We start from the raw sequence: 12,961 nt of genomic DNA, 5'->3' as shown, positions 1-12,961 counted from the left end.
GCTGTATTGCGGCATTGATGCAAATGAGTATAATTCACATTACCATTTGCATCAATATCTCAAGAGCAGGACCAGTCAAGATGTACATTCCCAAGAGAACAAAAGCACTGACGACACTGATTGTGGCGGCGAGCGGGCTATCTACTGCAGCCTTCGCCGAAGAGGAACCAGAAACGCAACAAGAAACCACAATCGAAACCGTGGCTGTTGTAGGCCAGGCAACCAATGCATTAATTACCGCTGACCAGATTCAGTCCTATCAAGCGCAAGACTTAGTTGATGTTTTTCGACACACACCCTCTGTGAGCGTAGGCGGCTCTTTAGGGATAGCGCAAAAGATTTATATCCGCGGCCTAGAAGACAATTTCGTCAACGTTACGGTTGACGGTGCACCACAAACATCCACCTTGTTTCACCATATTGGCCGCGTCACCATCGACCCGGATCTATTAAAACAAGTGGAAGTGCAGGCAGGTGCTGGAGAAGCAACTTCGGGCGCCGGTAGCATCGGGGGTGCGATTCGATTTAAAACTAAAAATGTTGATGATTTACTCGCTCCGGGTGACGCCTTCGGGGGTAAGGTAAAAGCCAGCCACTTCACCAACGACGGCGATCAATACAGCATTTCACTATACGGCCGCTTGGCTGAAAACTGGGGATTTCTGGCCTATTACAACGACACCAACCGCGAGAACTTTGAAGACGGAAACGGCGACGAAGTTCTGGGAACCGCCTCTGACCAGAGCCTGGGCTTCCTCAAGGTTAATGGACGTATCAGCGATAATCAGTCGCTGTCACTGAGTTATGAAAACCGTAACGAAGAAGCCGACTTTAGCGCCCGCCCCAACTGGCATGTTCAGCCTGGCGAGACACTCTATGCAAGCGAAGCAGAGCGAGAGACTTACGTTGCAAACTACGCCCTGCACCAAGGTAACCTGCTTAGCGTAGAAGCCACACTGTACGACACCTCCTCATCATTTTCCGGAGGGCGCTTTGATTGGTTTACGGAGATTAGCAGCACGGGTTTTGATGTTAGAAATACCAGCCAACTAGGTGATCACCGGCTTGTTTATGGTGTGGACTATCGGGATGACCAAGTTGACAGCGGCGATCCACTCAATGCTAGAGAAGAAGGCAACGTACTTGGAATCTATGCCCAAGCCCACTCTCAGTTAACAAACCAGCTATTGCTTAGCTATGGCGTTCGTTACGACGACTACGAATTTGAGCAGAAGGTTTTACCCGGTGATGCAGGAGAGCCAAGTAAGTTTGATGATTCAGATATCAGCCTAAATGCGGGCCTATCCTACGAGCTTACCGAGCACTGGGTGCTGGGCGTAGGTTACGCCGAAGCGTATCGCGGCAAAGAAGTTGGCGACGGCTTTACGATAGAAAAACCGAGTGTGGGCGTCGCCGTTGACAATGATCTGAAAGGAGAAACGGTCTCGAATATTGAAGCCTCCGCAGAGTATTCGGATGAAAACCTCAACGTGAAATTAGCGATTTTCGAATCCAAAATTGACGACGTTATCTTTAACCAGCTTTACTCAGGCAACCTCTACGACAACGCGGGCACCGTAGAAACCAGCGGATTCGAATTGGATATGGCCTACCGCTGGGGCAACTTCAACATTTTCGCTGGATATTCCGATGTTGACTCTGAGTTCGACCCAAAAGCGGGTTACTACACCCAAGACTTTAGCTCGATAAAACTCAGTGCCTATGAATTCAGGCATTTGGGGAACTCACGCGGCGACACGTGGAATTTCGGGGTGGACTACACACCTAGACCGGATCTAAAAACCGGTATAAATATCGTCCACGTGGAAGAATTAAAGATGGATACGCTTTATCAAGACGTGAATGAAGGCTGGGTGCCCGAGCTGTATCAGCTCAGCAAAGACTCTTACACAACGGTTGATATTTTCGCTGAATGGCAAGCAACTCAGGCGCTAAGCCTTAACGTTGCCGTTATCAATCTGCTTGATAAACACTATCGCGATCACTCCAGTGTTGGTGATTATACAGCGATACCCGGCTATGAGCTGGTTGCCGGCCCCTGGGAGGCTGGGCGAGATATACGGTTGTCTGTTAGCTACAGCTTCTAAGCGAAAGTGGCTTTTGGCCATGACACGCCCTAGCCCCGCATTCGCGGGGCTTGTCGATTTCCAGCGCACCCCGCCTGCACTGTTTAAATTTTAGCCGTTTATCTGGTGCTGCCCCGCGTTATCGCGTAAGCTAGCCCGCCGCCAAAATCGGCGGTTTTGAATACAGGAAGCCCGCGCGACTGGCATCGGCCACTCGCCCTTGCGCCTTCCACATTGAGACGATCTATGCAGTTTACTTCCCTGGGCCTGTCGGCCCCGATTCTAGAAGCCGTTGCCGATAGCGGTTACAGCACACCTTCACCTATTCAAGCGAAAGCGATTCCCGCCGTACTCGACGGCCGCGATGTCATGGCTGCTGCGCAAACCGGCACCGGCAAAACCGCTGGTTTTACCCTGCCGATATTGGAAATACTCTCGAAAGGAAAGCGCGCGTCCTCCAACCAGGCGCGCACATTGATTCTAACGCCGACTCGCGAACTCGCCGCCCAGATCGGCGACAATGTTCACAAGTACGGTAAGAACCTGCCGCTGCGTTCAACGGTGGTTTTCGGCGGCGTAAAAATCAACCCGCAGATGATGAAGCTGCGCAAAGGCGTTGATATTTTGGTGGCGACCCCTGGCCGCCTGCTCGACTTGTACCAACAAAATGCTGTTCGCTTTGACGAACTGGAAGTACTGGTGCTGGATGAAGCCGACCGCATGTTGGACATGGGCTTTATTCACGACATTCGCAAAATTCTGGCACTGCTGCCCGCCAAGCGACAGAACTTGATGTTTTCTGCGACTTTCTCTGATGATATTCGCAAGCTTGCCAAGGGCATTGTTAACAATCCGGTCGAAGTGTCGGTAACGCCGCCAAACAGCACCGCCGAACGCGTTGAACAATGGATATGCCCGGTCGATAAAAAACGCAAACCGGCACTGCTGGCAAAATTAATCGAAGAGAATGGCTGGCATCAGGTACTGGTGTTTTCACGCACTAAACACGGCGCCAATAAACTCAGCCGTTTTCTCGACGAACGCGGCATTCCCTCGGCACCGATTCACGGCAACAAGAGCCAGAATGCCCGCACCAAAGCGCTGGCAGAGTTTAAAAGCGGTAAGATTCAAGCGCTGGTGGCCACCGATATCGCCGCGCGCGGTTTGGACATTAGTCACTTGCCCTACGTTGTGAATGTCGACCTGCCGAATGTGCCGGAAGATTACGTGCACCGCATTGGTCGCACGGGGCGCGCCGGCGCCGCCGGGCAAGCCGTTTCACTGGTGAGCGCCGACGAATTTGATCAACTCAGCGACATTGAACGCCTGATCAAACAACTGCTGCGCCGCGAAGAAATTGAAGGCTTTGAGCCAAGCCACGTATTGCCGGAATCGCGCCTGAACGCGCGCCCCGGGCGCGGCCGTAAGCCACAGCAAAACCGCAAACCCCGCCCGGAGCACCGGGACGGACAGCGCCCACCGCAAGCGAGACGGCGTCGACGCCGCCCCGCCGCTGACGGCAACCGCAGTGCGCGGCCAGCAAATGGAAACCGCTAATCCCGACCGAGCGCGGCGCGGGTAGAGACGCCTGCCGCCGCTCGCTGCTTGCTGCGGCGCTTATGGCTGGCGCGGCGTCGTTTGGCGCGTCGCGTCAACCACAGATAGCCGCCGGTGAAAGCCAACAGTAGCGGCGCCAACCCCAGCACACTCCATATAACGCGACTGGTCAGCCCGGCGAAGTTACCAAAGTGCAGGCGCCGAAAGCTGTCCAATACTTTTGCCCCCACCCCAGCAGTTCGAATGTCGCTCGCCGCTAATGCCTCCCCCGTATCGGCATTGAAACCGACGCTGCTCGCGTATTCACTCAGCAGAGGATTAGCCGAGCCAACGTCACCCCAGAAACGGATCGCCCGACCGGGCTCCCAGGGCAGGGACACGTAGCGGGCCGTAAAGCCGGGCAACTGTGCCTGACTCTTGGCAAGCAAGGCATCCAGCGACAGGTCGCGACTGTACATCGGCCCTTCAACTATCGGATGCTCGTGGCCATCGGCATGCTCTTGGTATTCCTCGATACTGTGCGCGATATTCCAATAGCCTCCGGTAATACCGAGCACCAACAATACCGGCGATGCCAGCGCACCACTCAACTTGTGCAGGTCGCTGTAGTAGACGATGCGCCGACCGTGGCGGCGCAAGGTGAACAGATTTTTCCAAAACCTGCGATGCAGAATCAGGCCGCTAATACCAAGCAGGCACAGCACGACCGCCACCACCGCACTCACGATAATGCCGGCATCGTCCAACAACAGGGTGTAGTGCAACTCCAGCAACCAGTCACTGAGGTAGTGATCGGTGGCCACCGCTGGCGCCAATATTTCACCGCGATAGGGATCTACCAAGGTATACAGCCAGTCTCGGCTGCCGTGCGCAATCACATACACCTGATCGGCACGCTGTGGATCACCAAACAGCGTCCAGCCGACGATTTCATGATTCGGCAAACCTTGGTGCAGCACCGTTTGCAATGCATCCAGGGACTGCCGCGGCCCGGCCACCTCAACCCTTACCTTTTCGGGCATCAGCAGGCGGTCAATTTCGTGCTTGAACACGAGGACACTGCCGGTCGCACAGATAATGACCAAGGGTAGGCAAGCGGCCAGCGCCAACCAGCTGTGCCATTTGAACAGCCACTTATTCATGTCAGTAGTTCCAGCGCACCGTCAGCGACGCGTTGCGAGGCGCGGCATAGAACGCCTGGTCCCAATAGAGGCTGTTCAGGTATTTTTCATCACCGAGGTTATTGCCATTGATGGCGATGCTCAGCGTTTCATCATACTGATAGCTGACAAAGGCATTCACAACGGAATACGCCTCCTGCTCCACACGCATTCCATCTTTAGTATCCCGGCGTGTATCATCCTGCCATCGCACGGAACTACCCACCTTCCATTTCGACGCCCAGGGCAATTGATAGCTCAGCGCCGCAGCAAGAATACGCTTAGGCACAAAGCGCCGGGCCGTATCGCCCTCTTCATCCTCTATACGCAGTTGGGTAAGGCTGACATTCGCCGACAGGCCCTCGGTGATCTGGCCGTAGACATCCAGTTCCAGGCCTTCGCTTTGATAGTCGCGACCAACATAGACGTTACGCCCCAGCGTTGTGTCAAAACCATCCGACTCGGCAACGTGCTGGTGTTTGGCTTGGAATAGCGCCACGGCAACGGTTAGGCGCTGGTCAAAGAAGGCCGACTTCAAGCCCAGTTCCGTATTGCTCCCTTCGGCGGGGTCTAAACGGTCATCATTGCGATCCAGGTCGCGCTGGGGCATGAACGTTTCGGTATAGCTCAGGTAGGCACTGTGATTATCGGCATATTCATACACCACACCGCTGTAGGGCAGTATCTTGCCGCTGGCCCGCGTCGCCTTCGACTTCCCGTAACTGTCGCCCTTGCTGCGCCAGTCCAACACCCGGGCGCCACCAATAAAGCTTAACTGCTCGCTCAGTCGAATACGGCTCGCCGCGTAAGCCGCCTGCTGAACATCCTGCCAGTCGCTGCCCGTGCGGCCATCGACAAAATTCGGCGTCGGCGCGCGTCCCCGCCACTGCGAAAAATCGCCTATCGCGGGGAAGCCATTGGTGTAGTCATACAGGGAAACATCTTCAATATTGCTCTGCGCATAGTTAACGCCGAAAACAGCGTCGTGTTCACGCCCCCACAGCGTGTAACGCCCTTGCATGTAGGCATCTAGCTGCTGGCGGCGATCATCCAGCGTGTATTCGCTGGCATACCCAATCATGCCTGACTCAGACGCCCGGTCCGGCAAGTTATACATATAAAACAGGTGGCTATCGCTATCGGTGTCGTCGTATTGATACACCGCTTTAAACTGCCAGTCTTCAGCAACCGGCACCGACCATTCGACAAAGGCACTGCGGTTGCGATTATCCCAATATGCCCAATCTGACGAGGTACTTGTCGACACGTCGTAGTCTGTCTGGCTGCCATCGCTGTAGTTCATCGGCAGCGCCCCCCAAAGCGGACTGTCTGCCTGGCGGTCTTCAATGGTGAGGCCCGCGGTTAAGCGACCGGCACTGGCGAGGTCCTGTTCAATCACCCCGTAGATAACGCGATTGTAGGTTTCGTAGCGATCTAAATGCGACTCGCCTTTTTCAATGGCGGCGACCAAGCGGCCACGAGTGCCTACGGCAAGTGCGCCACCAGCATCCAACTCTAAACGCCGAGTGTTCCAAGAGCCCAGCGTCGCGGCCACCGAAAGTGCGAGGTCATCACTAGGGCGCTTGCGAATTAAGTTGATCGTGGCCGAGGGATTACCGGCCCCCGACATCAAGCCATTGGCACCACGCAGCACGTCGATACGCTCGAAGAGCGCCGAGTCGACACTGCCATAAACACTACCTGAGCTGAGCGGCAAGCCGATGCCGTCGCGCTGAAAATTGGTGATATCGAAGCCGCGAGCCGTGTAGTAGGTACGATCGGTTTCGATACTTTGTACCTGAACCGTCGCCTGGTTTGCCAGCGCGTCATTGAGATTGTGCAGAGCGAAATCATCGAGTTGCGAACGGCTGATCGCACTTAGCGATTGGGGGGTTTCCAATACCGACAACCCCAGGCGGGTAGCCGTCTCGCCATCACTAAGGCCGTACTGCGCGGCATCGCGCTGGCCGTATACCTCGACGGTTTCCAAGTGGTCATTGGCAAAAATAGGGGGGCTAAAAGTAAGACTCAGGGCCAGTGGCCCGGTGTAAATCCGCCAAGACGACATACTGCACGCTCCATGATCTAACGAAAGAGCGCAGCATGCTATTGCAAATGATATTGATTATCAACTCTATTATTGATTGCGACCATCTTCCTCCAACCAGCGCTTGCGTCGCACCTGGGCGCGCAACAGACTGACCACCTCATCAAGCGCGGGGCCGAAATCTCGCGGTCTAGCGCGGCGCTCATCGACGAGGTCATCGATAACACTGCGCACCAAGCTCTCCAGTAGTTCTCCACCCAGAGCCGCGTTGTTGTCGCCGTAGCCAAATAACTCATCAATGGTGTCGCAACTGGCGCTGACCAGAATACTCTCCAGTGCCTCGATAATGGCATCGCCGACGCCCGGCAACCGATCCAGGCGCTGCGCCGCCGCATTGTGCGCAAGAGTGCGCTGCACAAGTTCGGTAACGTAACGATGAATATCCTGGCGGCGCTGCCCGTAGACGGTATTTGCCGTTGTACCGATGCGCCCGGCCAGCGCCGATGACAACGGCTCCCGACGCGGCGCAATGACCTTCTGCAAAATTTGGTCAGGTAGCTCCGACGCACCACTGCGCAGTTCAGACTGAACGCCGGAGAGCACATTGTCGACAATGCGATCCGAGAGCTCTTCAATCAAAATGCGGTAGTAACGCATCACAATGCCGTAGGCGGGCCACTGCTGAACATGAATCAGGCCCAGACGCTGCAGGCGGAACAATATCGAAAACACCCGCAATATTCTCAGCCAGCGGAAGCCCGCCAGGGGTATGCAACCCAGCACGTCATACCAGTGAACAAAGGGATAAAACCACCAGCGCTCATAGCGGCGCTCCCACGCTGCCAAGCCCCAGCCCAAAACGACGTCGAAGACAAACACCGCCACAAAAAGTAAGTCGATAACTTGGAAATTTGCATGCACCTGATCGGTATAGTGCTGATGAAAAGCAGGCAACACGTCAGCTAAAAACTGGTTAAACGGCGCGAAAATAAACAGGCTATCGAAGACAATAAGCAGCAGGTTGGCCGACACTAACAATATCACCAACAGATCCCACAACAGCAGTAACTGCTCTTCCAGGCGGCTACTCTGTTGGCGGCTGTGACGGCTCTTCGCGGATTCTTCTGGCTCACTCATCGCGGCATCCTTTTTGGCGAGATCAATACTGTGACCGACCAAGGCCGCCAGGATTCAACCCGATTTGGCGGCGTGCTCTAGTTGGCTGCGCTGGCGAACCCGCTCAGCAGGAATACTGAGCTGGGCGAGCAAATATTCTTTGAACTCCGGCGGGTAGTCCTGCCGATCCAGTGCGCGCTGCATGCACCACAGCCATTGGTCTCGCTCTTCTGACCCGATTCGCAAATGCTTGTGGATATCGGGAATACTGATCGCACCGAAGTGCTCGCGATACAGGCGCGGCCCGCCCAACCAGCCCGACAGAAAATAACTCAAGCGCTGGCGCGAAGAGGACAGGTCGTCAGGGTGCATGGCGCGGATTACCGCCGCATGGGACTCGGTGTCCATAACGGCGTAAAAATCATCGACCAGCGCAGTAATGCCCGCCAACTCCCCCGCCGCTTTGTAGGACGCATCGCCCTCGCCAAATGCCAATTTAAGACTCACACTCGCTCCTCAATATCATCGCCGCCGCGCGCTCAGTCACCGTTATCGTCACAGTCGCTCTATGATGACAGCGGCGCCAATACCCGAGGCTCCGGTTGCAACGACCATCCCCAGGCGGCCATCGCGCTGTTCCAACGCATCCACCAAACACGACAATAGTACCGCACCGGTGGCGCCCATTGGGTGCCCTTTTGCTAGGTGGCCGCCAGTAATATTCACTTTACTGGGGTCAACGCGATAGCGCTGTTCAAACAGCGCCGGCACAACGGCAAAGGCCTCCATCATCTCGATAACATCGATATCGTCCAGCGATAAACCCGCGCGACTCAGCACCTGCTCCATCGCCGCAAAGCCGCCTGTCAGGGACTCCTCAGGACTGCCGCAGTGCTCTGACAGCGCAATGAAGCGGGCCCGCGGCGCGCTTTCCAACGGCAAATTCGCCGGGCCGATCAACGCCACCGCAGCACCATCCACCATGGGCGGCATATGCGCAAAACTGTGTCGCGCTTCCAATGCGCGGCCATGCAGCGTCTCAGCATAGGGCTTGGCAAAGTCGGCAAAGGCCGGCGGCATCGCCGCCAGGCTTTCAGCAGAAAGCTGCGCCTGAATCGCTTCGTCGCGATCTGCCAGCACACTGCCGTCGGCCGACGTCATCGCCACCAGCGACGCATTGAACGCCGCCTGTTGCTGCGTAGCCGCCGCTCGCTGGTGGGAGCGCAATGCCTGTGCATTGAGTTGTTCAACCGTCACATCAAACTGACTGGCCAACAGGTCGGCGGCCACCGGAACAGGAATGAATCGACCCTTGCGCGGCAGACTAGTGTCACTGTAATAGCTGGCACGGTCGGCCATAAAAGGTACCTGGCTTAGATTCTCGACGCCGCCCGCCAGGCTCATATGACTCATGGCAGCCTGTACTGCCAGCACCGCCTGGCTAATGGCCGTGAGACCCGATACGCAGTAGTTATTCAGCGTGTAAGCGGCTGCACTGTCGCTAAGCCCTGCGGCCATTTTGCTGACCAGGGCAATATTGCCGCCCTGACTGGACACTTGACCGACACAGCCCAGCAGCAGCTGCTGAGCCGACTCTCGCACGCCCGGGTGACGCCCTTCCATGGCCGACAACAACTGCCTAACCATCTCGTGCGGAGGCATCGTCGCCAAACTCCCCTGTTCGGCTTTGGCCTTGGCTCGCGGGCTGCGCAAACAGTCGTATAGGTACGCGTCCATTTCTGCTCCTTATTCCTCTCGGTTCACCGCTCACGGGCGGGCAGAAAAAGGTATCACAATGCAAGTAATAAATCTTACGCAGGCAAACGAAGAAAGAAGACCGCTGCCATCACCAGCCCCACCACCACAATACCGCCACGTAACCACGACGCCGGAATACGATAGGCCAACGCGGCACCCGCATACCCGCCAACAATAGCGGCCAGCGCCATCGGCAGGAACGACGCCCACGCCACCATGTCACCCGCCGCATACACCAACACCGCAATAGCAGTTAGCACCGCGGACAACACATTTTTCACCCCGTTCATGCTGTGCAGATTGCGCTGCCCGAGTAAGCCCAGGGCCGCCAACAAAATAATTCCCAAACCACCATTGAAATAGCCGCCATAGAGACACACCACAAACACACTGCTAAGAGCCAGAGGTCGCCTAACCTCGCGGACGGAAGCCAGTAATGAAGGGGCCAGAGCGAACAGCATGGTTGCCAGCAGTATCAACCAGGGCGCCAGGCGCGCGAACCACTGCGGGTCGCCGACCGTTAACAGCGCCGCGCCAAGGCTGCCACCCAGTAGGCTAATCCCTAACAGACGTGACCAAGACAGGCCTGCAGGCGCATGAATATCGCGACGAAAGCGCCAGGCGCTCATGATATAGCCGGGCAGCAACGCCGCTGTACCCGTGGCATTCGCCATTACCGGCGGCAATCCGGCAAACACCAGTGCCGGTAAGGTGACAAAACTGCCGCCGCCCGCCAGTGCATTCATCGCCCCACCAACAAATCCAGCGGTGACAATTAGCAGTAGCTCCACGCAAAACCTCCCGTACCGCTCGGTGAAATCTGAAGATGCAAATCAGCCAGCGATCGGCGCCCGGTAATCGCGGCTGTAATACCCCGGCGGTTATTGACGACTCTGCGGCGCCCTACGCGAATAGACCACCAGCCAAGCGCCCAAGGTAAGATCCACCGCTGCGCAAAAGGCTGGCCACCAGATCGGTACACCGGGGTTGTCGATAAGGCCGTCGTGGAGAATATCGAATATGCCGTGCAACGCGATGCCAATGCCCACCCCCAGCGGCCAGTAAAACGCGGCAAGCAAGGCCGCTGCGGTAAACACCAGCGCAACAAGCGCCTCCTCAAAAACAGCTTGCCCAGCCATACAGGCAAACAAAAGGTAGTAACTGGCGATCACAATTAACACGGTGGGGTAAAAGCTTCTATCCCGGTCAAACTGCATCCAGCGTGCAGATGCCGCGATCACCACCGCAAGCGAGATCCCCAGCATAATGGGCATCATGTTTTCTCTCCACAAACACTAATCGCAGGCTGCTCAGTCATTGAAATACGCGCTGTGATCAGCCTCGTAAAATAAGCGATCATTGGGACGGGGAATGGCCGAGGGCAAGCCCGAGCCACGCCGCGTCCGCGCAGCGGTGTACTTAAACCCGGGGCCGGAGGTTTTTTCGTCACACCACAAGCAGGCATTGAGCTTACCGGTTTTTTCATTCTCCAGCGGGCAGCCATTGGCCTGAAGGATGGCCCGCAAGGCTGGGTCGTCGCTTTCCACATCCGCGGGGCAGGCACTAAATTCGCCTTTCACCATGGTATTGAAAACGCCGCGCAACAGCGGCGACAACCAGGCATCGCGCCCGTAACTGCGCATACAGTCCAGAGCACATTCGGCGCCTGTATGAATGCCGTTGTACGCCCAGCTTTCCGCACACATTTCTGTGAAGCCCACTTCCTCGATAATGCACTGCTTAACGTCGTCCAGCTTGCTGAGCTGCCCTCGCCCCTTCTTGGTACAGGCGCGCACCGGTGTCGTTTGATCGGGAATGCCCATGTAAGCCGCTAGATCTTGTAGCGTCGAGCACGTGCCGCAGTGGTACTGATGCGTAATGGTCCAGCCCGCTTGTTTAGCTGCCTCGCCATTGGCGAAGGTTTTCAGCTCATAGCGCTGCTGGGCTGCATCGGTAAACTTTACCGCACACACCTCCTGCGCCACAGCCTTGCCGTGACTCACGTCGCTGAACCACTGGCTGACGCGCTGTTGCTGGAAGTAATTGGGACGGCCATTTTCCAGCTCGTAGCCTTCAGCAATATCAGCGTAACCCTCCGGGTTGTGAACCGTTTTGCCGTCGCGAACGACACTGCGCGGTTTGGGCAACGCTATCGAGACCTCCTCCGCGCGAGGATAATAGGGATTGGCGCTGGCAAAGCCCTCGCCGCGATTCACATCACTCTGCAGGGCGAGCTGCTCAACGATATCAGCGTGATTCACCGCCCGGGTGTTATAAAGTCGGATGACCAGCTCCCGCGTCTCGCTCTGGCCTAGTGCCACCCCGGTATTCGGATTGCGGTAGTGAATATCGGCGTCGAGGATATTGTAGCGGCCAATATGGGTCTGCGGCGCAGGCTCTGCCACCGCAAACTCAGCAGCCACCAGCACGCCAAGGCAGAGAAGAAGGGCTTTCATTCGCACGGTCTCTTGTCGATAAAAGCGTGATTAAAGCAGACGCTGCGCGCTGGCGCCCTCGTCTTTTTGGCGCTTGTGAGCGATTACATAGACATGGGTTTGCGGGTGCTGATCGCGCTCGCAGTGGAGGATGGTCAGCCCCTCGCTCATTAGCACGCGGAGATTTTCCGAAATACCGATAGAGCTGTAGTGAAAATCGCGACCGTGCCACTGGTCGATGTGGCTGCCCTCGGCGTCGCCGAAGCTGTATATCAGCACGCCGTTGTCATCGAGTAGTCGACACAGCTTTCTCAGCACTGGCTCGTGCTCGTTGAGCGGGAGGTGAAAAAGGCTGTCCCAGGCCAGAATCAGTGCGAAGCGCCGCTGGCTCTGCCATTGGCAAATGTCGGCGCGACAGAATCCCAGCCCCGGATGCGCCTGTTGCGCCAGACTCAACATCCCCGCCGAAACATCGATGCCCTCAGGCGTAAAGCCCGCTTGCTGAAGGGCGTCAATCATCCGCCCTCCCACGCCGCAACCGACATCCAGTGCGTCGCCCACAATCGGGCAATAACGTATCGCGCGCCGCAGGGCACTCAGTCCGTAGTCAGAATGCAGCATATCGCGCTGATAAAGCGGGGCAATGTAGTCGTAGGTTGCGCCAAGTTCCTGCGGCGTCATGGATTCGTCCTTGCTGTGGGCCGGTATCAACAGGCAGTGAAGCTCACCTTAACGTAGAGGCCCAGCATAAAATAAAGTTCCGCTTTAATATCTGCGCCACTTTGCAAAAATCCCATTCAG

Annotated in this window: 11 protein-coding genes; 2 read left to right on the top strand and 9 right to left on the bottom strand. The window is 56.4% G+C overall.

Annotated elements, in window-relative coordinates:
* Positions 1-23 precede the first annotated feature (23 nt).
* Both ABNS66_RS05435 and ABNS66_RS05430 read left to right on the top strand, forming a co-directional pair.
* Entirely contained in the window at positions 24-2,108 is a 2,085-nt protein-coding gene (locus tag ABNS66_RS05435) for a TonB-dependent receptor (RefSeq protein ID WP_348655240.1), read from the top strand.
* Positions 2,109-2,333: 225 nt separating this feature from the next.
* Positions 2,334-3,644 carry a DEAD/DEAH box helicase gene (locus tag ABNS66_RS05430; RefSeq protein ID WP_286839239.1) on the top strand — a complete coding sequence of 437 codons (1,311 nt, stop codon included), beginning with the start codon at positions 2,334-2,336 and terminating at the stop codon, positions 3,642-3,644.
* Here ABNS66_RS05430 and ABNS66_RS05425 read toward each other — a convergent pair.
* The 9 genes from ABNS66_RS05425 to ABNS66_RS05385 all read right to left on the bottom strand — a co-directional run bounded on the left by ABNS66_RS05425 (position 3,641) and on the right by ABNS66_RS05385 (position 12,841).
* Positions 3,641-4,786, bottom strand: a complete 1,146-nt coding sequence (locus tag ABNS66_RS05425; RefSeq protein ID WP_286839241.1) for a PepSY-associated TM helix domain-containing protein — start codon at positions 4,784-4,786, stop codon at positions 3,641-3,643. The genes ABNS66_RS05430 and ABNS66_RS05425 overlap by 4 nt on opposite strands.
* Before the next feature lies 1 nt (position 4,787).
* Positions 4,788-6,872 (bottom strand): TonB-dependent siderophore receptor, encoded by a 2,085-nt coding sequence (locus ABNS66_RS05420; RefSeq protein WP_348655239.1) that lies wholly within the window; start codon positions 6,870-6,872, stop codon positions 4,788-4,790.
* A gap of 69 nt (positions 6,873-6,941) precedes the next feature.
* Positions 6,942-7,988 carry a hypothetical protein gene (locus ABNS66_RS05415; protein WP_286840234.1) on the bottom strand — a complete coding sequence of 349 codons (1,047 nt, stop codon included), beginning with the start codon at positions 7,986-7,988 and terminating at the stop codon, positions 6,942-6,944.
* A 54-nt stretch (positions 7,989-8,042) separates the two neighbouring features.
* Positions 8,043-8,474 carry a group II truncated hemoglobin gene (locus ABNS66_RS05410; protein WP_286840232.1) on the bottom strand — a complete coding sequence of 144 codons (432 nt, stop codon included), beginning with the start codon at positions 8,472-8,474 and terminating at the stop codon, positions 8,043-8,045.
* 48 nt (positions 8,475-8,522) lie between these two features.
* Positions 8,523-9,704: an acetyl-CoA C-acyltransferase gene (locus ABNS66_RS05405; RefSeq protein WP_286840229.1), complete on the bottom strand. Its 1,182-nt coding sequence runs from the start codon at positions 9,702-9,704 to the stop codon at positions 8,523-8,525.
* Positions 9,705-9,778: 74 nt separating this feature from the next.
* Positions 9,779-10,516 (bottom strand): sulfite exporter TauE/SafE family protein, encoded by a 738-nt coding sequence (locus tag ABNS66_RS05400; protein ID WP_286694632.1) that lies wholly within the window; start codon positions 10,514-10,516, stop codon positions 9,779-9,781.
* Between the two features lie 90 nt (positions 10,517-10,606).
* Entirely contained in the window at positions 10,607-11,002 is a 396-nt protein-coding gene (locus tag ABNS66_RS05395; protein WP_286840226.1) for a DUF6010 family protein, read from the bottom strand.
* 33 nt (positions 11,003-11,035) lie between these two features.
* A complete protein-coding gene (locus ABNS66_RS05390; protein ID WP_286840223.1) occupies positions 11,036-12,181 on the bottom strand; it encodes a hypothetical protein in 1,146 nt (381 codons plus the stop codon).
* Between the two features lie 30 nt (positions 12,182-12,211).
* The gene (locus ABNS66_RS05385) at positions 12,212-12,841 is read right to left on the bottom strand and encodes a class I SAM-dependent methyltransferase (protein ID WP_286840221.1); all 630 of its coding nucleotides are present in this window, start codon (positions 12,839-12,841) and stop codon (positions 12,212-12,214) included.
* Between the last annotated feature and the right edge of the window lie 120 nt (positions 12,842-12,961).

This window comes from uncultured Spongiibacter sp., assembly GCF_964011655.1.
GTDB lineage: Bacteria > Pseudomonadota > Gammaproteobacteria > Pseudomonadales > Spongiibacteraceae > Spongiibacter > Spongiibacter marinus.
The sequence above is the reverse complement of the archived record's forward strand: the minus strand, read 5'-3'. Positions and strand labels throughout refer to the sequence as shown.